Source organism: Planktothrix prolifica NIVA-CYA 540 (assembly GCF_963864145.1).
Lineage (GTDB): Bacteria > Cyanobacteriota > Cyanobacteriia > Cyanobacteriales > Microcoleaceae > Planktothrix > Planktothrix agardhii.
The window spans coordinates 5,445,864-5,468,491 of the sequence record NZ_CAWLTW010000001.1; the positions used below are offsets into that span (position 1 = coordinate 5,445,864).

General features: G+C 40.3%; 13 protein-coding genes, 1 tRNA gene and 1 pseudogene. 5 read left to right on the plus strand and 10 right to left on the minus strand.

Annotation, left to right across the window (positions count from 1 at the left end):
* Window positions 1-161 precede the first annotated feature (161 nt).
* The 7 genes and pseudogenes from AC559H_RS24360 to crtO all read right to left on the minus strand — a co-directional run bounded on the left by AC559H_RS24360 (window position 162) and on the right by crtO (window position 15,829).
* Entirely contained in the window at window positions 162-4,631 is a 4,470-nt protein-coding gene (locus tag AC559H_RS24360) for a PAS domain S-box protein (RefSeq protein WP_081692331.1), read from the minus strand.
* Between the two features lie 135 nt (window positions 4,632-4,766).
* On the minus strand, window positions 4,767-7,943 hold the full coding sequence (locus AC559H_RS24365; RefSeq protein ID WP_237745566.1) for a hybrid sensor histidine kinase/response regulator: 3,177 nt from the start codon (window positions 7,941-7,943) through the stop codon (window positions 4,767-4,769).
* Window positions 7,944-7,951: 8 nt separating this feature from the next.
* On the minus strand, window positions 7,952-8,263 hold the full coding sequence (locus tag AC559H_RS24370; RefSeq protein WP_193372589.1) for a hypothetical protein: 312 nt from the start codon (window positions 8,261-8,263) through the stop codon (window positions 7,952-7,954).
* Between the two features lie 207 nt (window positions 8,264-8,470).
* Window positions 8,471-11,602: an adenylate/guanylate cyclase domain-containing protein gene (locus tag AC559H_RS24375; RefSeq protein WP_431602509.1), complete on the minus strand. Its 3,132-nt coding sequence runs from the start codon at window positions 11,600-11,602 to the stop codon at window positions 8,471-8,473.
* A gap of 144 nt (window positions 11,603-11,746) precedes the next feature.
* Window positions 11,747-12,820 (minus strand): annotated as a pseudogene (locus AC559H_RS24380) (urea ABC transporter substrate-binding protein); the annotation flags it as partial.
* Window positions 12,821-13,450: 630 nt separating this feature from the next.
* Window positions 13,451-14,005, minus strand: coding sequence for a pentapeptide repeat-containing protein (locus tag AC559H_RS24385; RefSeq protein WP_036832156.1), 555 nt, complete (start codon window positions 14,003-14,005; stop codon window positions 13,451-13,453).
* 117 nt (window positions 14,006-14,122) lie between these two features.
* Window positions 14,123-15,829 carry a beta-carotene ketolase CrtO gene (gene crtO / locus AC559H_RS24390; RefSeq protein ID WP_330949362.1) on the minus strand — a complete coding sequence of 569 codons (1,707 nt, stop codon included), beginning with the start codon at window positions 15,827-15,829 and terminating at the stop codon, window positions 14,123-14,125.
* A 573-nt stretch (window positions 15,830-16,402) separates the two neighbouring features.
* Between crtO and AC559H_RS24395 the strand changes: the two genes are divergently transcribed.
* Window positions 16,403-16,582: a hypothetical protein gene (locus tag AC559H_RS24395; RefSeq protein ID WP_026794627.1), complete on the plus strand. Its 180-nt coding sequence runs from the start codon at window positions 16,403-16,405 to the stop codon at window positions 16,580-16,582.
* A gap of 95 nt (window positions 16,583-16,677) precedes the next feature.
* On the opposite strand, the gene AC559H_RS24400 is transcribed toward AC559H_RS24395, so the two are convergent.
* Entirely contained in the window at window positions 16,678-17,691 is a 1,014-nt protein-coding gene (locus AC559H_RS24400) for a DnaJ C-terminal domain-containing protein (RefSeq protein ID WP_026794626.1), read from the minus strand.
* A gap of 238 nt (window positions 17,692-17,929) precedes the next feature.
* Window positions 17,930-18,016: transfer RNA gene (locus AC559H_RS24405), tRNA-Ser, on the minus strand.
* 83 nt (window positions 18,017-18,099) lie between these two features.
* Between AC559H_RS24405 and AC559H_RS24410 the strand changes: the two genes are divergently transcribed.
* The 3 genes from AC559H_RS24410 (at window position 18,100) to AC559H_RS24420 (ending at window position 19,922) form a co-directional block, all read left to right on the plus strand.
* Window positions 18,100-18,468: a 2Fe-2S iron-sulfur cluster-binding protein gene (locus tag AC559H_RS24410; RefSeq protein WP_026794625.1), complete on the plus strand. Its 369-nt coding sequence runs from the start codon at window positions 18,100-18,102 to the stop codon at window positions 18,466-18,468.
* A gap of 46 nt (window positions 18,469-18,514) precedes the next feature.
* Window positions 18,515-19,030 carry a thermonuclease family protein gene (locus tag AC559H_RS24415; RefSeq protein ID WP_268951873.1) on the plus strand — a complete coding sequence of 172 codons (516 nt, stop codon included), beginning with the start codon at window positions 18,515-18,517 and terminating at the stop codon, window positions 19,028-19,030.
* A gap of 70 nt (window positions 19,031-19,100) precedes the next feature.
* Complete coding sequence (locus AC559H_RS24420; RefSeq protein WP_026786233.1) at window positions 19,101-19,922, plus strand: inositol monophosphatase family protein; 822 nt, start codon at window positions 19,101-19,103, stop codon at window positions 19,920-19,922.
* A gap of 60 nt (window positions 19,923-19,982) precedes the next feature.
* Here AC559H_RS24420 and AC559H_RS24425 read toward each other — a convergent pair whose 3' ends face one another.
* Window positions 19,983-21,068: a glucokinase gene (locus AC559H_RS24425; RefSeq protein WP_026786234.1), complete on the minus strand. Its 1,086-nt coding sequence runs from the start codon at window positions 21,066-21,068 to the stop codon at window positions 19,983-19,985.
* Window positions 21,069-21,370: 302 nt separating this feature from the next.
* On the opposite strand from AC559H_RS24425, the gene AC559H_RS24430 reads away from it, so the two are divergent.
* Window positions 21,371-22,624 carry an FAD-dependent hydroxylase gene (locus AC559H_RS24430; protein ID WP_026794624.1) on the plus strand — a complete coding sequence of 418 codons (1,254 nt, stop codon included), beginning with the start codon at window positions 21,371-21,373 and terminating at the stop codon, window positions 22,622-22,624.
* Window positions 22,625-22,628: the final 4 nt, after the last annotated feature.

Below are 22,628 nucleotides of genomic sequence, written 5' to 3' on the forward strand. Positions count from 1 at the left end.
CCCCTAGCCCCCAATTCTGGGGGAACAAGAAAATAAAATTCTTTCAAAGTCCCCCAGAATTGGGGGATTTAGGGGGCTTAGATCAATCAAAACGTAAACAGAGAGACTTGTGTGTACACCGTAGCTTTGGTAAGGGGGGCTTTGGGGGATATGGACAATTCTTAAACAGTTTCTAAACTAGAGATATTTAGTTTAATTGGCAAAGTAAACAAAAATGTAGTTCCCTGCCCGTAAATTGATTGTACTTGAATAGTGCCGCCATGACGTTCAATAATTTTTTTGACAATAGTTAAACCCGCACCCGTTCCGCCTCCGTATTTGTTAGGAGAATGTAAACGTTTAAAGATCCGAAATACCGAGTCTAAATGTTTCTCACGAATACCGATACCATTGTCGTGGACAGAGATCGTCACAAAATCAGGGTTCTGTGCATTAGTCTCAATCCACCCAATTTCCGCCCATTTTTCAGATTGATCATTGTATTTAAAGGCATTAGAAATTAGATTAGTAAAGACTTCTTCAAGCAAAATGCGATCGCCTAACACTGTCGGCAATGATTGGGGCATCCGAATCTGGCAATTTTCCCATTGAGGATTCATGCCAAATAACTCTGTTACATTCTCTAACAAGTGATCGAGAGCGATCGGCGACATCTGCAATTCCTGTCTGCCCAAACGCGAAAACTTCAGCAAGGATTCAATTAATGACTCCATTCTTTTAGTCAATCGCACTAGCGTATTTAATTTGTCAGCACCATCACCCTGAAGAAGCTCACTGTAATCTTCTAACAAGAAAGTTGCATAGTTATGAATACCCCGTAGAGGTTCCTTTAAATCATGGGAAGCAATGTAGGCAAAGGCATCTAACTCGCTATTGCTGCGTTCTAACTCCACATTGACTAGGGCAAGATCTTCCGCTTGGCGTAACACAATATCCACGATCGCCTGTCGTAATTCACGCGCCCCCGCCACTTCGCAATCCAGCCAAGGCAAAGAGCGACCATCCACAATTTCTTGCCACGCCTCAAAGGACTGACGTGGAAATATTGTCACCGAGCCATCTTCTTCTATGCGTTTCGGCTTCTCTGGATTTCCCGCCCAAGTCACAGTTTGGGCGATCTCAGGACGGAACCATAGCAAATAGCGGTGTTGAATCTTGGAGATCGCCATCGCCAGTAGCCCACCAGCGACATTTTTATATGCTGCTGCTTCAGGATACAAATGAGATAGAGCATCGGTGACAAAAATATCCTGATCAAATTGCGGCGGAATCCAAGCCAAGAGCCGCTTTAACTGAGTGAGTTGCGGAGTTTTGCCGAGCAAAGTAATCTCTTCGTTGTCACATATCGCCGCCCCCATAGCGCCTGTTAACTTTAATAAGGCTTCTGGATCGGCGATGAGTTCTTTCACAAAGTCGTTAGCTTTACTGAGACGTTCGACAAATTGACTTTGAATATTTTTAAGTTGCAATTTGTAATCAAGATTTTCGTTCGCTTCCTTATTGGCTAATTCCGTAGACATAAGCTGTCCCAAAAACTCACAAACAGTCCGTACCTCGTAGGGGATAAATTTGGGGCTATTATGATGACAGGCAATCAATCCCCATAGCTTTTGCTGCTGAATTAGGGAAATAGTTAGCGATGCTGCAACTTCCATATTTTTGAGATATTCAATATGGAGCGGCGATATGGAGCGCAAGCCACAGTAGCTCATGTCAAGGGGCTGGATATCCGCTTCTGGATTTGCTTTGGGGCTTGTTACTAATTGACAAGGTTGGTAATCCATATCTGGAATTAGGCGCAACCAATTGAGCGTGTAGAGATGTTTTGCTTGTTTGGGAATATCAGAGTCGGGATAGCGTAATCCCAGAAATGCTTCTTGTTCTGGCTGTTTTATCTCAGCAATGATATTGCCATCCCCACCTTCGTTAAAACGATAGATCATAACACGATCAAAGCCCGTAATTTCGCTGATTTCCTGCACAATCAGATCGCACAGTTCAGATAGATTCGAGGTCGCCTGAATTTTGCTAAGAGTGTTCTTGATTTGATGATAAAAATGGAAAAAGTCCTTATTAGAATTATCTAAGATCGGTTCTAGCTCTAAAACTATTTCGCCACTGATAGAGCGATGGACAATACCCTTAAAGTCGAGGGTGTCAGATCCTGCACGAACAAAGCTAATGCTTAAGGGATTAATATTCTCAAAATCACGCTCTAAACAATTAGCAATATCGGTAATGCGATCGCTACCAATAAAATCAGCTAATGGGCGATCGAGCAAATCTAAGGGTTCAACCCCCAAAATATCAAGGCTATTGGCACTAACCTGCACGATGCTTAGATCAGTTTCACTGAGTACCATGAGTAACCCGTGAGGCTGTATCGATCGCGGTATATGTATCGGTTCGCGATCGCAATTTGTGAGAGTAACTAGCTCTAAATCATTAACGGTATTTATATTCATTATATTAGCCTCGTTATCTTCTGCCAGCAAAATTAAGGGTGAAATTAGTCCTTCAGTTTGGCTTTGACCAATCTGATCTTGTTCTGACAAGTCAGAGTTAGTTTGATCTTCGATTGATGGGTCGCCGAAATTAATGGGAAGATTAATCGCAAAGCAACTACCGACTCCCAACTCACTTGTCAGTTCTACGGTTCCTCCATGAAGTTCTACAAGTCTTTTGACTAAAGCCAAACCCAATCCCATGCCATCATATTTACGGTTCAGCGCACTATCGATTTGGATAAAGGGTTGGAACAGTTTCGGGATGTTCTCCGATGAGATGCCTATCCCCGTATCAATCACGGCTATCTTTAAGTAATTTATGGGCGTTAGATTGGTTGTACTGCTTTCAAGGCGAACTTCTGATACTTCTAAAGTGATTGTCCCTCCTTCCAGAGTAAATTTAACAGCATTATTGAGAAGATTAATTAGGGCTTGACGAATGCGGCGTTCATCCACATGGATATTCGGTAGGTTTGACGGTAGAACCCTGTGGACTTGAATATTCTTTTTTCGAGCTTGTTGTTGGATAAAAAGGAGACTTGATTCACAGAGAGCCGCGATAGAAATACTCGATATCTCCAAATGCACTTGCCCCGATTCAATTTTGGCTACATCTAGAACATCATTAATTAATTCTAGTAAGTGGGAACCACTATTTTCAATAGTTTGTAGCGCCGTCATCTGTTCTTCATTGATGGAACCATAGATCTCTTCCTGAAGAAGCTCAGTCATTCCGAGGATGGCATTAAGTGGAGTTCGCAATTCATGACTCATGGTAGCTAAAAATTCGTCCTTAAGACGAGTTGCTTGGAGCAGTTCTGCGTAGGTTTGTTGAAGTTGGGTTTCGGCTAGTTTGCGCTCAGTTATGTCTTGTGCAGAACCAACAGTACATTTTACCTGACCTTTTAGATCTCGACTAAATACGGAATGCCTACTGTAGAGCCAACGCCATTCTCCTTGAGTATTTCTCATGCGGTATTCACAATCATAAATTTCGCCATCTAATGCTCTTGCTAATCGTGCATATTCAGCAGGCATATTTTGCAGATCATCGGGGTGCATGAGCGTTGAGAAAAAATTTGCCCCCATTGCCTGAATCTCTATAGGACTATATCCCAGAATTGTTGCTATCTCTCGGTTCACATAGATATTACATTGTTGTTGGAGATCGTAAATGTAGATAATATTTGGTGAAGTATCGGTCACTTTTTGCAGAAAGTCTTGGCTTTCTTGTAAAGCGATTTCAGCTTTTTTGCGATCGCTAATATCTTGGATCAACGCTATAAAGAAATCCAGCTTACCATTAGGTTTTCTATGACATTGCACAGCCAGACTGGTATAGACTATTTGACCAGTTTTATGAATAAAGCGTTTATCAATTTCATAACCTTCAATTTGACCATCGATTACCAGATTAAACTTCTCTAAATCTATAGCTAAATCTTCGGGATGGGTAATTTTGTCCCAAGATAATTCCTGTAATTCGGCAAAAGAATACCCTAAAATCTCACAGAGTTTGTCGTTCACATTGATCCAAGCCTTACTAGGAGAAGTCATTGCCATCCCAATGAGATTCTGTTCAAAATAACGACGAAATTGCATTTCACTCTGACGTAGAGCCGTTTCACTCTTTTGCAACTCTGCTGTTCTTACAGACACCCTTTCTTCTAATTCCGCATTGGCTTTTGCAAGAGCATTACGAGCTTCCTCTAGATCAATTTCATATCGTTTACGTTCAGAGATATCCTGCACTTGGGAAATAAAATATAAAGGATTTCCCTCGGTATCCCGTACCAAAGATGACGAGACTTCTCCATAAATGATATGCCCCAGTCGATGACGATAGCGTTTTTCCAATCTCCCGCTATCGTCATGCGCTACTACCGCCCCATGTATAAACTTTTGACTAATCTGTTTGTCCTCTGCAATTGCCAAATCGCTAACGTTTAAACCTTTCAATTCGTCTTGGCTATAACCAAATATTTCACTTATCTTCTCGTTAACCTGAAAAAGATTGCCTTGAAGATCGACTAAACACATACCAATATTTGCCTTATCAAAGGCAAGCCGAAACTTCTCATCACTTTCTTGTAGGGCTAGATAATCTTTTTCCGTTTTTTCCATTTCTTTTTGTACTCCTTTTAATTAATGAAGCAGAGCAACCAGCGATTGCGTTTTTTGGGATTTTATATTTATATTTAATTGCGCCTAGCTACTTATCATTTTAGTTTTTTTTAGCAAGCCTCAACTATATATATCTTAGTTCCTATTTTTTAAAATATTCCGAATTGTATCAGCTAATGCTTTTAGCTTAATAGGCTTGCTTAAATATTCATTAGCTCCTACTGCCAGACATCTTTCGCGATCGCCTTCCATTGCTAGAGCCGTCAGCGCAATAATTGGAATATCAGCCAGATTAGGATCGAGGCGAATTTGTTTAATTGCCTCTAATCCATCCATAACTGGCATCTGGATATCCATCAAAATCAAATCGGGATGCTCCGCTTTGGCAAGATCGATCGCCTGTTGTCCATCAGTTGCTGATAAAATGCGGTAGCCCATAGCTTCGAGGTAACTGGAGAATGTCGCAATATTAGCCTCGTTATCTTCTGCCAGCAAAATTAAGGGTGAAATTAGTCCTTCAGTTTGGCTTTGACCTATCTGAGACTGTCCTGACAAGTCCTGCTCAGTTTGTTCTTCAATCGCTGGGGAGACGATATTAATGGGAAGATTAATCGCAAAGCAACTACCGACTCCCAACTCACTTGTCAGTTCTACGGTTCCTCCATGAATTTCAACAAGTCTTTTGACTAAAGCCAAACCCAATCCAGTGCCATTATATTGTCGGTTCAGCGCACTATCGATTTGGATAAAGGGCTGGAACAGTTTCTGGATGTTCTCTGCTGAGATGCCTATTCCAGTATCAATCACGGCTATTTTTAAGTAATTTAGAGGCGTTGGATTAGTTGTACTACTTTCAAGTTGAACTTGCGATACTTCTAAAGTAATTGTCCCTCCTTCCAGAGTAAATTTAACAGCATTATTGAGCAGATTGATTAAGACTTGTCGAATCCGCCTTTCATCTAGCATTATTTTTGGCAAATGCTTAGGAATTCTAGGTATTAATTGAATTCGCTTTGTTAATGCTTGCTGTTTGATAAATGCTAGGCTCGACTTGCAGAGGCTGTCAATATCTGTCGCTGTTAGCTCTAGCGTCACTTGTCCAGACTCAATTTTGGCAACATCGAGAATGTCATTAATCAATGCTAAAAGATGCCTACTGCTACTCTCAATGGTTTGTAATGCTTTAAGTTGACGCTCATTAATACCGCCAAATACTTCTTCCTGTAGAGCTTCATTCATTCCCAAAATCGAATTGAGCGGTGTCCGCAGTTCGTGGCTCATATTGGCGAGAAATTCGTCTTTGAGTCTGGTTGCACGGGCGAGTTGTTGGTTGGTTTCCGTTAATTGTTGCTCGGCTTGTTTACGTTCCGCAATTTCTTGTTGAGATTCCTCATATATACTAGCTTGCTGAATGGCGATCGCTAATTGATTCGCAACTTGTTGGAGCAGTTGAGCTTCTGAATCTTGCCATTCTCGCTGTTCTGCACAGGCATAGACTACTAAAACACCCCACAGCTTTTTATATCCGTCCGTTGCTACCCAGCGATGATTTTCGCTAATGTGCGACTCTAGGAGAATTGGCGCGACAATTTTGGACTTGATCTGACCTTTGAGCGAGTATTCCACTAGGCATTCTGTCCAAATGTCATTCATCACATCGGGAACAATGCGAGGCTTGCCTTGCCAATAGCAATCGAGAATTTCCTGTGACCAAACTTCGTTGTCCCAATTAAGGGCTTTGAGATTGAGAAAGTTACTATGTACAGATTCTTCGACAATTTGGCTGTTACCATTATCAAATAGTTGAAAGATGATCGCGCGATCGCCAGACAGCACATCTATAACCTGTTGAGTCACCACTGCCAGAATCTCTTTGATACTAAGTGATTCGCGAATTTTATTGGTGATTGTCGCTAAGGTTTGCTGTTCTCGCAATTGCTGCGCTATTTTCGATTGAGATTGCTGACGTATTAATAGTTCCTCTTGAAGTTGCTCATAGAGACTGGCTTGTTGAATAGCGATCGCTAATTGATTGGCAATTTGTTGAATCAGATTAATCTCATCCTCTTGCCATTGGCGAGTATGAGCGCATTGATGGATAGACAGCAATCCCCATAGGTTGTTGCCACATAGTAATGGAATCGCCAGATTTGCCCGCACCTGAAATTGAGCCAAGACATCACGATGGCAGTCCATCAGACCAGCATTATCTATATCATTCACGACCTGCATTCGACCTTGGGCATATTCGGCGGCATAGCCTTCGCCAAAGCAATGGTCGTGAATGTGAACTTCCATTGCTGAACTAAATCCATTGACAACGGATTCGGCGACAAATTCACCATCATCAAAATTGGATTCAGGATAGAATTTGAAAATACCGACGCGATCGGATTGCAGCAATTGCTGAATTTCTTGACAAGCCGTATCAAAAATTATTGAGAGATCGAGGTATTGACGGATACGCTGAGTAATTCCTCGCAATAGGGTTTCTCGATTTGCTTGTTGGAGAATAATTTGCTCGGCTTGTTTGCGATCGGTAATATCAAAGTTGATGCCAATAATGCTTAGAGGATTACCACTAGCATCTCGATTCAGCGTTCCATAGGCTTTAATGAAGTGAATACTGTGATCGGGATGAATGATCCGAAACTCACAATCATATTCTGTTTTTCCTAAGACAGCTTGTTGGAGTAAAGTTTCAGTAAGATCACGATCATCTGGATGTACTGCGTTTGCCCAAATTTCATAAGGCAAATGGGAATAATTTTCTTTTAAGTATCCATACAGTTCATACATCCGATCATCCCAAACCAGAATGTTCTGTTGAATATCCCATTCCCAGTAGCCGATCGCGCCAGAATTGAGAGCTAAAGATAGGCGATCAGTTGTTTGCTGTAATTGCATTTCAAATTCTTTCGCTCCAGATTTAAGAGCAAAAACTAAACGCTCTGTGTTTTTTTGTAGTTCTAATTCAGCTTGTTTGCGATCGGTGACATCTTGAAACGTCCCTACCATCCCAATCACATTACCTGACCAGTCTCGTAGAGGAGCTTTATGAGTTTCTAGCCATCTTTGTTCACCATTAGCGAAAGTCAACATTTCTTCGATTCCCAGTTTAGCTTGACCAGATTCCATCACGCCCCGATCGTCGGCTTGAAAAGCGCTCGCCTCCTCTTCTGTGGGTAACAAATCGAAATCAGTCTTGCCAACAACCTCTTTTGATGATGGCGCACCTAAGATTCGCACAAATTGCTGATTGCATCCTAAAAAGACCGATGATCGATCTTTCCAAAACAATGGCAGTGGCACAGTATCGATCACTGTTTGAATAAACTGTTGAGACTCTTGTAAAGACTTTTCCGCCTGTTTGCGATCGCTAATAAAGAAATATCACGAGGTGTTTCGGTTGCGTCAATGCCAACGCGGGACTTAAACCACTGGCGATCTTTGTCAACTAATGAGATGAGCGCGATCGGGGTTCCGCATATATCCGCCGCTAGTTGCGTCAAATCGTCATATACCTGCTCTGGCAAGGTATCGAGAATCTTGTAACGATCTAGTGCGACTAAGCGATCGCTTTCATTAGCTGGAATATCGGGTTTCTGCATAGAATTTGTGAGAGCCATCAATACTGTGTGGACATTTTTTGCCACTAGGCTATAAGTATAGCAGGGAAACATTTCCGACAATTGCGTGACTTAATTGGCTGTTAGCGTTTAGTTTAACAACCAATTAAATTTCAGGCGGAATATAGCTCTATACGTGGAAATCAATAAGAGTTTCTAAAAATGTCTATTGATTAAAGAAATAGGAGGTTAATTCCAACATTCATGTTATTATACCAATCGGCGTTTAGTTAACCAATAGGTGAGCATTTCTCCACGACCTTTAACATCAATTAAACCCCGTTCTTCAAAGTCATATTTACCATTTAAAAGGTTTTTAGTAGTGGCTGTGACTTGGATTTTACCGACTTCTCCTTGGGATTCCATCCGAGAAGCAATATTAACGGCATCTCCCCATAAATCATAGATAAATTTTTTCGTGCCAATTACACCCGCCACCACTGGCCCGGTATTAATTCCAATTCTTAAATTACAAGATTGACCCATTTGTCCTTGAAATCGGCGAATTTCTGCCTGCATATCTAAAGCCATTTCTGCCATCGCTTCCACGTGGTCATGGCGAGGAGTGGGTAAACCGCCCGCCACCATGTAGGAATCTCCAATGGTTTTAATTTTTTCTAAATGATGTTTTTCGGCTAATTCATCAAAAGCGGAGAAAACTTGATTCAGGAAATTGACTAATTCTGAGGGAGAAATGCGAGCAGAAAATCCGGTAAAATCAACAATATCTGCAAACATAATCGTAGCTTGTTCAAAGCGTTCGGCAATAGAATGCTGATTTTGTTTAAGTTGTTCGGCAATGGACGGAGGCAGAATATTCAGTAATAACCGTTCCGATTTTTCTCTTTCTGCTTGTAATGCTTCTAAAACCCGGCGTCTTTCCGTTGTATTTCTTGCTACCCAAATTACACAATTATCCGGCATCGGAGACACCATTGCTGCAAACCAAACTTCATCTCCAGGATTCAAAGGAGATGAATTAGTTCCATGATGTCCGGGTTGATAGTCAGAAGCAACTAAACTATATTCAATATTTAAAGTTTGATTTGTGTTTAATACTTCTTGAATTTGATTATAAAATAAAGTGGCATGACTAGCTGGAAAAACTTCAAACACAGTTTTCCCAAGCAGTTCTTCTGTGGGACTATATAAAACCTCTGAATTTGTGGTGACAATTTTTTTATATCTTCCTTCTGTATCAAACACTGTAATTACATCTGTCATCGCAGCAAATAAAGCTCTCAATTCAGCTTCCGACTCTCGTAAGGCATTTTCAATCCTGGTTCTTTCGGCAACTTCTCGAACTAATTGATGATTGGCTTCTCGGAGGGCGGCAGTGCGTTCTTCTACCCGAATTTCTAACTGTTCCATTGCCCTTTGTAGGGCGGCTTCTGCTTGTTTGCGCTCGTTAATATCTTCAACGGTTCCTTCATAATGGAGTAGGTTTCCAGCTTCATCTCGGACAGCAAAAGCATTTTCTGAAATCCAAGTTAACTGTCCATCTAAGCGTCGAATTTGAGACTCAAACCTGACAATTGCACCCAATTCTTCCAATCGTTGAACAAACTCTTGGCGACGTTGGGGTTGAACATAGAGTTGGTCTTGAATATTGGTTATATTCTGGATTAATTCTTCAGGAGATTGATAACCGTAAATTCGAGCTAAAGCTGGATTTGCACTTAAATAAATCCCCGTGGGTGTGGTTTGAAATATGCCTTCAACCGCATTCTCAAAAATACTCCGATAGTTAGCTTCAGCTTGTTTTAATGCTTCTTCCGCTTGTTTCCGTTCGGTAATATCAATTCCCACAAAGAAAGCGGCTTGATTTTGATTATATTTATGGGCAACAATTAAATAATTCCGAGGTTTGCCTTGAATTACAGACATGACTTCTTGATAGGAGTCTTTTTCGGGATAATCAAAAAAGTTTTGGACAAAATCATTAAACTCAAAACTAGCTTTCAAAAACCCAATATCTTGATTAACAAAATCTTCAGGTTGGAGGTCAAAAGTTGATGCCAAATAACGATTGACTCCCAAATAACGTAAATCCGAACTAATCCAAGAAACCGTACCTGGAACCACATCTAATACCGCTTCTAATTGGTCTTGGGTTAATCTTAATGCTGCTTCAGCTTCCCGGCGTTCTGTAATATCAATTCCGACCACAAAGGCCGCTTGATTATCATTATATTTTTGAGCCACAATTAAATAATATCGTAACTTGTTATGCAGGACAAATGAAACTTCTTGAAAGGCATCAATAGCGTAACTATTAAATAAATCCTCGATGAATTGAGTAAACCCCGAATGATTGCCTAAAAAACCAATATGTTGATCAATAAAAGTTTCCCTTGGCATCCCAAACATATCTGCCAACCGTTGATTAACTTCGATATAACGTAGGTCTGAATTAATCCAAGAAACTGTCCCCGGAACCGCTTCTAATACTGTTTGCAATTGATTCTTAGCATTTCTCAAAGATTCTTCAGCCTGTTTGCGATCAGTAATGTCAATTCCGACCACAAAAGCCGCCTGATTATGATTATATTTTTGAGCCACAATTAAATAGTGTCGCCATTCTCCATTCACCTGATTTCTAACTTCTCGATAGGCATCAATTTCAGGGCTATCAAATAAATATTGAACAAAATCTTGGAATTCCGAACTGGTTCCTAAAAATCCAATATGTTGACCGACAAAACTCTCCCTGGGGAGGTTCAGCATATTCGATAATCGTTGATTCACTTCGATATAACACAAATCTGAGTCAATCCAAGAAACCGTCCCCGGAACTGCTTCTAAGACCGTTTGCAATTGATTTTTAGCATTTCTTAAAGATTCTTCAGCTTGTTTGCGTTCGGTGATATCAATTCCCACTACAAAAGCTGCTCGATTATAATTATATTTTTGGGCCACAATTAAATAGTGTCGCCATTCCCCATTCACCTGATTTCTGACTTCTCGATAGGCGTCAATTTCAGGACTATCAAATAAATATTGAACAAAATCTTGGAATTCCGAACTGGTTCCTAAAAATCCAATATGTTGACCGATAAAACGCTCCCTAGGAAGGTTAAGCATATTGGCTAATCGTTGATTCACTTCGATATAACACAAATCTGAGTCAATCCAAGAAACCGTTCCCGGAACTGCTTCTAAGACCGTTTGTAGTTGATCTGTAGCCATGCGAAGAGCATTTTCTGATCGTTGATGCTGGACAATTTCTTGGACTAAATTATCATTTGATTCTTTTAATGCAGCGGTGCGTTCTGCTACCTTTTTTTCTAATTGTTCATTAGCTTTTTGAAGTGCTAATTCAAACTGTTTGCGAGTTTCAATTTCCTGCTGGAGTTGTGCCTTTGTTGCTTCCAGTTCAATCGATTTTTGTTCCAATTGTTCGGCTCTTTCAATGCCTTGACTCACTTCAGATAACAACTCAAAAACAATACCAGAGGCATTAAAATTATCTTCATTAAACCCCAACCAAGGCAAAGGTTTAATCAGTTTTTCACTGGTATATAAAACCTCAAATTGCTGATTTGGTAATACCTGACCAATGCGACAAACCTTAGCAACATGATGATTTGGTTCTAAACGGACTAACCCTCCAGGAGACACAAAACACTGTCCATAGGCTGCAATTTTCACCCGTTCTACATCAAAAGATTCAGCTAATTCAACGGCTTGTTTCCAGAGATGAATTTGAGTATGGGCGGTTGCCATAGAGTTATTAATAACCCGTTCTTCTCCATAAAAGCGTTTAAATACTTGAACAAATTGATGATTTTCTGGGGTATTTAAACTTTGAAAATAATGAAAACAACTGAAGTGACCAACGGCAGCCTCTTGAAGTTTTTGTGCTTCAGATTCGGAGAAGGATGTGGCTAAAATTGGTAAATCAGCAGCCCTAATTCCACTTTCATAAAATTGGCGATAAAAACTTAAATTGCGATCGCCTCTGAGAGTATTAATAATAATATCCGGTTGTGCCTGTCGAATCCGAGTAATAATCGCTTCAAAATCCATTGTTGAAGATGGAAGATATGCTTCTCCAACTACCTCCCCACCATAATGTTTGAGGTGGACTTTCATCAGTTTATTTAGGGTATAGGAAAACACCTGATCCCAACCCAATAAATAACATCGAGTTTTCTGGTTTCGCAATAACCAATTAATAGTTAATTCTACTTGCTGATTCGCACAAAATCCTGTGTAGAAAATTTGGCTACAATTTTCTAACCCTTCGTAGGAAGCCGGATACCAAAGTTGAGCATTAAAGGCTTCAAGCACCGGTCTAACGGCGTGACGACTTGCTGTCGTCCAACAGCCAAAAAGGGTCGTGACACCATCCTGTTGAATTAATTTTTGGGCTTTTTGTTCAAAGGTGAAGCAGTCTGAAGCACCATCTTCAATAACGGGTTCAATGATTTGCCCTAAAACCCCCCCCTGATCATTAATTTGGGCAATGGTCATTAATTCAGTTTCTAGCAATGGTCTTTCCCTATAGGCCATCGCTCCACTTAGAGAATGCAGTAACCCGACTCGTACACCTGACATAGTTGATTAATGGCTGGTAGAACTCAATTTTTGACTTCGGGTAAGATAGCTGCACCCTCAAATTCTTTACCCTTGATAGAATCAACAAGATAGACCTGTCCTATCACAATAGTTTAAGCTGCAATGAGCCTAAATCCATAATTCAACAATTCCTTAATCTTAGCATTGACATTCTCCTTCTTGTAGAGCTAGGCAGGTAAGCTGATGGAAATCCCTAAAAGTCCCTCGGAAAAAACCGGGTTTCTTGAGTTTGCCCAATGAAAATGTAACTATTCTAAATTAGCTGAAATATTATTACTAAATCGAGGTAATATTCCTACATTCTTTACAAAAATACAGCAGGAAAACCGCTTATTTAAAATTTCCACAGGAGAACATAAACATCTGGATTATTTAAGCGATCGCCATTCACAAAACCAACTTAAAACCAATCTACAATTAACCTTAGAAACTATTTTAAACTTAAAAATATTATAAGTACCTAAACAAAATTAATTACACATCCTCTACCCTGTTCCCTCCCCCCCTAGCCCCCCGTGCACGGGGGGTTTGGGGGGGCTGTTCCCTCTCTCAACTAGGTAATTTATTTTGTGCAACTACTTAACAGATATTTAGGACAGTTTCACAACTTTAATATTTTATATCTTGATTTTCCTCAGATTCCGATAAAATTGTATACCTAGTATCAGTTTTAATTAGTGTAGTTTCGCTCAAATCAGTTCCCACTAAATTCGCTTGATTCAAATTAACAGCAAATAAAATTACCCCTTTTAAATTAGCCCCTTTTAAATTAGCTCCATCCAAATTAGTATAAATCAACTTAGCCCCCCTTAAATCCGCCCCCCTCAAATCAGCCCCTTTCAAATTAGTTTTAAACAACTTAGCACAGGTTAAATCTGCTTTTCTTAAATCCGCATAAATCAATTTGGCACTCGATAGGTCAGCACCACTTAAATTCGTTTGAATTAAGTTAGCAAATAAATGGGCATTACTTAAATCAGCCCCACTTAAATTAGCGGACTTGAGATTAGCTTGCCAAAGTAAAATATCTTTTAATACAGCCCCCCTTAAATCAGCACATTGTAAATTCACACCAATAAAACCCCGTTTTCCAGCCGCATAACGGTCTAATAATTCCCGGGGACTCATTAATATAGAATTGGCACTGGTTTCAGGTGGCTTCATGACATTTGTGGTTATGGGTTGCTAACTATACTTCTGTTATAGCAGGGAATTGGGAACAGGAATCAAAAATATTAATTTAGTCATCTTGTTGATGTCTCAATTCTTCAGATAATGGCTTTACCTTAATCGACTCCAGACAGACTTGAGAGTATTTTGAGTCTGCTTTAAAACTTGATTCAGTGGTTTTTGAGCCTGGATAAATGCACGAGCACAATTACGACCAGGCATCCCAGAAATTGATCCCCCTGGATGAGTTCCTGCACCCGTTAAAAATAAACCTTGAATGGGGGTAGTATAATTGGCTAATTCAGGCAGGGGACGGAAAAAAATCATTTGATCTAAGGTCATATCAATATGATAGCAATTCCCTTTATAAGATCCTAAACGTTCTCCTAATTCCGCCGGACTTTCCACCCGACGAGCTAAAACTGAATGCTTAATATTAGGAGCATATTCAGCAATTTTATCCAGCACCCGGTCTGCTACTTTATATTTTAACTCATCCGTCCATCCGGTTCCATTTAACCCCGTTCCTTCGGCTCCTGCTATTTGATAGGGGGCAAAAAATTCAATCCATAAAGTGTGTTTTCCTTCAGGAGCCATCGAAGGATCTAATACTGTTGGCACAACTAAATAAACCGAAGGATCTTGATCGGGAATTTCCCCAACTGTACATAAATTATGAGCTTTTTCAACATGATTCACCGAATCTGCAATTAAAACCGAGCCAATTAAATAGCTATCTTGATGATTATAGCCATCAAATCGTAAGGGTTCCGACAAAGCACAATCAATTTTAAGAATAGTCTCATTATTATTAATAATTTTTCGTTCTAATCGTTCTCTTAAATTCGGATCTGCCGCATCAATATCCGTCGGGTCAACACATTGTAAAAATAAACGTCGAGCATCAATATTAGAAATTACGCCCCGTTTAGCACGATATTCTTGATGTTCTGAAACCCTAACCCCAACCACCCGACCATCATCAATTAATATTTTTTGCACCGGAGTTTCTGTTAAAATAACTCCTCCTAAATGTTTAACTAAATTTACCAAAGATTGAGTTAACGCTCCTGTGCCACCGCGAGGGCGAGACATCCCTGGTTCATGGCGCATGGCTAACATACTAGCACCCACAGAAATCCCTTTTTGAGAGGGAGGAGCGCCAATTTCCGAGGCTAATCTAGCTAAAGGTGCTTTAACAATTTCCGTATCAAACCATTCATTAATTAAATCCTCTGGACTAATTAACATAGTTCTGACAAAATCCAAGATTTTATCCTTTCCTCCTAATACGGCTAATAAATCCAGAAAAGAATCCCGATCAAAATTTTTAGCAATATCAATAATTGAAGTCGGAGGAGCATTAAATAAAGGACTAACCGCACTCATTATTCGTTGCCAATATTCAACAAATTCCTTATATTTTTGAGCATCTCTTTCACTATATCTCGCAATTTCCGCACAGGTTTTTTCCACGGAACGATGAGCTAAAAAATACCGTCCATCGGGGTGCGGACAAAACACCACCGGGTCACAATATAAATAATCTAAGCCGTATTTGGTTAATTCTAATTCCTGCACCACCGGGCCAAGATGGATAAATTCATGATCAATTGCACAGAGGTTAAACTTAAATCCGGGTGCGTCTTCTGCCATGACTTCTTCCGTTGTGGCCGCACCTCCAGGAACAGAACGTTTTTCTAATAGTAAAACACTATATCCGGCTTTGAGGAGATAGGCCGCACAAACTAACCCATTATGACCTGCACCAATGATAATCACATCATAAGTAGACATAAAAAACCAATTATTGATCACTTTTTCGAGTGTACCAATAGATTGGAACTTTTTATATTATTCCCTATTCCCTGCCAGAGCAAAAAAAGTGTAGGGGTGAACAAATATCACATCAAAGGGGAACTTAGACCTTTTGTGACTTCAACCCCTACTAACGAACCTGCTACCACATCTTCAAAGAGAGATGCCACCGGATTGAGATTATATTAGACTCCCCTGAATTACTCAAAAGTATTTATATAATCTCGGAGCTACAGGACAAGTCTCTCTGCTACTGTGGGATTATTATGGCAATATCACTAGAGTTTGAAAATCTATAAAGTTAACAAGTTTGATCAGTAAAATTGCTGATTTTGATGCTTTTAGGGCTTGATACGCACATTTTGTATGTTTTGTCAAGATACAAAAGTAAGTATTTTTGGGGATAAAAAGATGAAGACAAACTAAAAGTCAGTCATCTTTACCTAATCTTTACAAAAGGTTTCAAATTTATTAAAGATTACTAAATTATTTGTCATTTTTATAACAAAATCTGAAGACAAAGATAAAATTAAATTAGGAAAGAAATACAAAGAGTTTAAGGAGCAAAAGACAATGTTTATCAATTTTGCCTGGAGAAAACCCTGTTCTCATCCCCACCTGGAGAAACCCACCGTAGAAACTCCGATTCTGACCCAGACCCAGAGCAAAAGCCTTGCCAAAAAAGGACAATTAGTGGCTCTTTGGGTGAAAGATGAAAACTCCCGGCTTTCTTGTCAATGGGTCAGTGAGTAGTTCAATCTTCCAAAAAACAGAAACGTTAAATAACTTATGGGATTTTATATCATAAACCGATCGGGATCAATCTCTCCTGATCGGTTTTAAAATTTTTAAAGCTTGATGTCTTTTAAACTATTGCGGGGATTAAAGGTACGAGTCGCCTGAATTTTCTCATAATATTCCCGTTCACTGGGACTAATTTCCTTTGGTGGCACAACAATAATTTTAACTAATTGATCCGTGCGCCCGCCCCCTTTAGGTTTTGGCCATCCTTTACCTCGCAACCGCAACGACTGTCCTGAACGAATTCCAGCCGGAATATTCATCGTTACCATCCCATCAGGCGTCGGAACTTCAATTGATGTCCCTAAAACCATTTCATCGGGAGTAATAGGGATTTCACAAACTAGATTATCCCCATCAAATTGAAAAAAGCTATGGGGTTGAATTTCCACTTTCAGGTATAAATCCCCCCGTTGTTGATTGTAGGGGTCAAGTTGACCTTGGCCTCTCACTCGAATCCGACTTCCAGGCTTAACTCCCGACGGAATCGTTACCTCTCCAGTTGCAAAGCGTTTTTGTACCCCATGAAAGGCTTCAGCCAGAGTTAGAGTAATAATCGCTTCCGTATCAGCGACAGAGGAAGGATTACGGGTGTTAAATCCCGAACCAAGATCATTACCGTAGGGACTCCCCCCAAATCCAGAAGGGTTTCCAGTTTGAGTCCGATAGGAATAACTACGACTGCTACTACTTCCGGGTCTAGCCCCGGTAGCCCCACGACCTAAAAGACTATTAATAAAATCATCAAAACTGTTAAATTGACTAAAATCAAACCCGCTAACGTCTTGAGCCGAACCCGCACCACCCGGCCAACCTGTCGCTCCAGCTTGATTCCAATATTGACCGAATTGATCATATTTTCCACGTTTCTCAGGGTCGGATAACACCTCATAGGCTTCGCTGACATCCTTAAAACTCGCCTCAGCTTGTTTGTTCCCCGGATTCATGTCCGGGTGATATTTGCGGGCTAGTTTGCGATAAGCTTTTTTAATATCCTCCGCCGTTGCGGTTTTATCTAGTCCTAAAGTCGTGTAGTAGTCTTTATAGTCAGTCGCAGACATTCTTCCCCTTTCCTCAATACAGTGATAGTGATCCCTAGGCTACTCATTTTTGGATAGTATGCTCCCTGTATATAGGGTATCAAACTTATTAACAGGATTGGGTTCGGTTGTTGCTGATCTAGCGATCGCAATGTCCGAACAAGAGGAGCATCGGTAGCAGGGGGAGTAAACTCTTTCTATTACCCATTACCCATTACCCATTACCCATTACCCATTACCCATTACCTTCTAACAAAAACGGAGAGGGAGGGATTCGAACCCTCGTTAAAGTCACCCCTAAACGACATTTCCAGTGTCGCGCCTTCAACCGCTCGGCCACCTCTCCAGGTGGAATATTTCATTTTTACCCACGAAAATATATACTATCATAAATTTCGGAAAGTCAACACGATCTCAGAAATTTTTTTTATGGCCAGTTCCCATCGCGTAGAAATTCATTATCGTCAGACAGGTGAGCGTTTTTATGTCAACGTCCCCGAAGACCGATATATTCTGCAAAGTGCCGAAAATCAAGGGGTAGACTTGCCCTTTTCTTGTCGCAATGGTGCCTGTACCAGTTGTGCAGTAAGGGTAGTTTCTGGGGAGTTGTACCAACCGGAAGCCATGGGACTCTCCCCGGACTTACAGAAACAGGGATATGCGTTACTCTGTGTCAGTTATCCCCACTCCGATTTAGTTGTGGAAACCCAAGACGAGGATGAAGTGTATGAACTTCAATTCGGACGCTACTTTGGTAAAGGTAAAGTTAAAACCAGATTACCCCTGGACGAAGACTAATCTACTGGATTTCAGGTTTAGAGGAAAATGGTATGGCGCAATAGTATTGGGTTTATTACTCCTGCTGACCAGTTGTTCTCAACCTGACCTTCCCAAAGGCATTTTTACCAAAGTTGAACGGGTGATTAGTGGTCAAACCCTGGAAATTCTCGATAAAACGGCTAAAATTCCGGTATTGCAACAGGTTAGACTCGCTGGAATTATTGCCCCTGACTTGAAACAAGATCCTTGGGGAATTAGAGCTAAACAACATTTAAAACAACTTTCCGAGGGTAAAAAAATCCTATTAGAAGCAGATTTAACCGCAAAAGATCGCTATGGTCGCATCTCAGGTTATATCTGGATTGACGGAATTTTAATTAATGAACAGTTGCTCAAAGAAGGATATGTTTTAGCAGAAACATCCTCTATTTATCGCCCGGTGACTTCCAATTTCCAGACTCAATATAGTCAAAGGTTTAACTATGCTCAGGAATATGCCCGACTCATGGGAAATGGCATTTGGAACCCCGATAAACCCATGCGTTTAACGCCAATAGAATTTCGACAGCAACAGCCTTAGAAGGCAGGGAGTAGTGGGCACAATTATGAATTGGGAATTACGAATTACGAATTACGAATGCTGAAATAATATGACTAAAAATGAATTACAGTTTTTTTTAGATGTTGCCACCTTAGCTGCTCAGGCGGGAGGGAATGTTTTAAAATACTATTTGGGGAATTTAACCGATGTTCAAGAAAAGGGAAGGTCTGGGGATTTAGTAACCGAAGCGGATAAAGCATCGGAATCGGCGATTTTGGCCGTATTGGAGCGTCATGTCCCTGACCATGGGATTCTAACCGAAGAATCGGGGGAATTGGGTGATTTGAAAAGTCCCTATCTTTGGGCTATTGACCCTTTAGATGGAACTACAAATTTTGCTCATCAATATCCGTTTTTTTCGGCTTCTATCGGATTATTAATTAATGGAGTTCCTCAAGTTGGGGTGATTTATGATCCCTTCCATGATGAATTATTTCAAGCCGCTAAAGGATTAGGAGCAACTTGCAATAATCGTTTAATTAGTGTATCTAAAACCGATAGTTTAGATAAAAGTTTATTAGTCACAGGTTTTGCCTATGACCGCCGAGAAACCACGGATAATAATTATGCTGAATTTGCCCATTTAACCCATTTAACCCAGGGAGTTCGTCGCAGTGGTGCTGCTTCAATTGATTTAGCGCATACGGCCTGTGGACGGTTAGATGGCTATTGGGAAAGGGGTTTATCTCCTTGGGATATGGCGGCTGGAATTGTATTAGTAGAAGAAGCGGGAGGGAAAGTAACAGCTTATGATACCAGTCCCTTTCAAATTAGTTCGGGTCGAATTTTAGCAACTAATGGTTATTTACATGAAAGTTTAAGTCAAGCGTTAACAGAAACCCCTCCGTTATCCAGTTGGAAAGACAAATAATATGGGATTTTTATACTCAAGTAGGGGCAATTCATGAATTACCCATACTATTTTTAAAGGTTAAAAAATCGCGGCACAAACCGCCGCCCCAATTAATCCCACTTGGGGATTTAAGACTACATAAACGGGAACTTTTGCTAATATCGGTTTCATGCGTCCTTTATTAGAAAAAGCCTGCATAAATTCAGAAGTTTCTAATAAAGGTAAAATCTTAGGTGCAATTCCTCCAGCAATATATAACCCGCCATAGGGTAATAGTTTTAACGCTAAATTTCCCGCTTCTGCTCCATAGGATTCTACAAAAAGCTGCATGGTTTGTTCTGATAAATGATCCCGTTTTTCTAAAGCAGCTTGAGAAATAGCCGCGGCGGGATCAACTGTTACTTCTGTTAACCCAATTTGATGTTCCCACTCCTTGACAATATCGCTAATTTCTGGAGATTCTGTAGCCATATTGCGATCGCGCCAGCGTTGCGTAGCAGTATCGCGTAAAAACTGATAAATCGCTATAATCCCTGGCCCAGATACCACCCGTTCTACGGATATTCGATCAATACTATGTTTAGCTAATAAATACTTCATTAACTGAAATTCTAACTCATAACGGGGGGCAAAATCCGTATGACCGCCTTCACAGGGATAGACTTTGATTCCATTAGCTAAAGGCGTAACAAAACATTGACCTAAGCCAGTTCCCGCCCCAATCACTCCAATAGGTGAATCCGCCTGGGGCTGTCCTTTTTGTAATACTAAAAGATCGCTTTCTGGTAAACCCGTAACCCCATATCCCACCGCCTCAAAATCATTAATTAAAGTTACCTGGGAAATAGCTAATTCTGACCCCAAATATTGAGCATCTAATTGCCAAGGTAAATTGGTTAATTTGGCGGTTTGATGCACCACTGGCCCCGCAATGGCAAAACAGGCTTTTTCGGGATGCAAATTCTCACCCAATTGTTCCCTTGCTTCCTGTAAAAATTGTTTTACAATGGGAACTAAATCAGGATAATCCCCACTTAAATAACGGGATTCATAGAGGGTTTTTAATCGCTCTTGGGTTTGGCTCCCTTTCACAATTTCCGTCCCATCCACCAAGCGCAAAATCGTTTTTGTTCCCCCAATATCTCCGGCTAATAATAATGTCATACTTACAGTGATTAATGTTTTATCTCCCCTATTGTGACATATAGGAATAGGGATCACGGATTTAAGAGGATTTCACGGATTTTAATCTGTGTTAATCTGCGTAATTCGCTTAAATCCGTTATAGGTAATGGGTAATAGACCAATAACTGATAACTGTGTAAGAATAGAGCTATAGCGATCCTATTTGAGTTGTCATATTTTTTCAAATTTAACCCTGACTGTAGGGGTAATTCATGAATTACCCCTACCACGATTGATTTAGAATTGCTATAGTCAAATTGTAAATATAGTTATAGAGTACAATGCTGGTGCAGTCGCGTTCACAAACTCAATCTTCCGTCGTAGATTCATCAAAACCCAAGATCGATTATGATGTCGTTATTGTTGGGGGTGGAATTGTTGGGGCAACTTTGGCTTGTGGGTTGAAAGATTCGGGGTTGAAAATAACAATAATTGAATCCCAACAGCCAGAGGTTGCCATTAGTAAAAAACAGGCCTATGCTTTAACTTTACAAACGGGACATATTCTTAAATCTATTGGGGTTTGGGATGAAATTGTCACAAAAATTACTACCTTTTATCAGATTAATTTAAGTGATTCTGATTATCATAGAGTAGTGCAGTTTATGTGTCAAGATTTGGGAACAGATCAATTAGGATATGTCGGTGAACATGGGATAATTTTATCGGCAATGTATGAATTTTTATCCCAGTGTCAGAATATTTCTTGGCAATGTCCGGCTAGTTTAAAGAATGTTAATTATCACCCCGATTATGTAGAAGTTGAAATCGAAAATCAAGGTAATCTTAACACTTTTTATAGTAAAATTATTGTAGCAGCAGATGGTTCTAAATCTCGATTGCGGGAAGAAGCGGGAATTAAAACCCACGGTTGGAAATATTGGCAATCTTGTATTGCGATGACGATTAAAACCGAAAAATCCCATCAAAATATTGCTTTTGAAAGGTTTTGGCCAAGTGGCCCCATGGGGGTTTTACCCTTACCCGGAAATCGCTGTCAGGTGGTGTGGACGGCTCCCCATGCTGAAGCCCAGGCTTTAAAGGAGTTAGATGAAACGGAGTTTTTAAAGTTATTAGAATATCGCACCGGAGGATTATTAGGAAAGTTGGAATTATTGAGCGATCGCTATGTTTATCCAGTACAATTAATGCAGAGCGATCGCTATATTCAACACCGATTAGCATTAGTAGGAGATGCCGCCCATTGTTGTCATCCCGTGGGGGGACAGGGTTTAAATATGGGGATTCGGGACGCGGGAGCTTTAGCAGAAGTATTGAAAATAGCGACTCAAAAAGGCGAGGATATTGGGCAAAAACGGGTGTTAAAACGGTATGAAGGTTGGCGACAAAAGGAGAATCTAATTGTTTTGGGATTAACGGATTTCTTAGATCGAACTTTCTCAGGAGATTGGACTCCAAAAGTTAGTTTACGTCGCCTAGGATTAGGGGTATTAACAAAGGTGCAAATATTCCGCTATTTGGCATTAAGATTAATGACAGGTCTAATCGGTCGTGCGCCAAAACTTAACCCTTAAATCC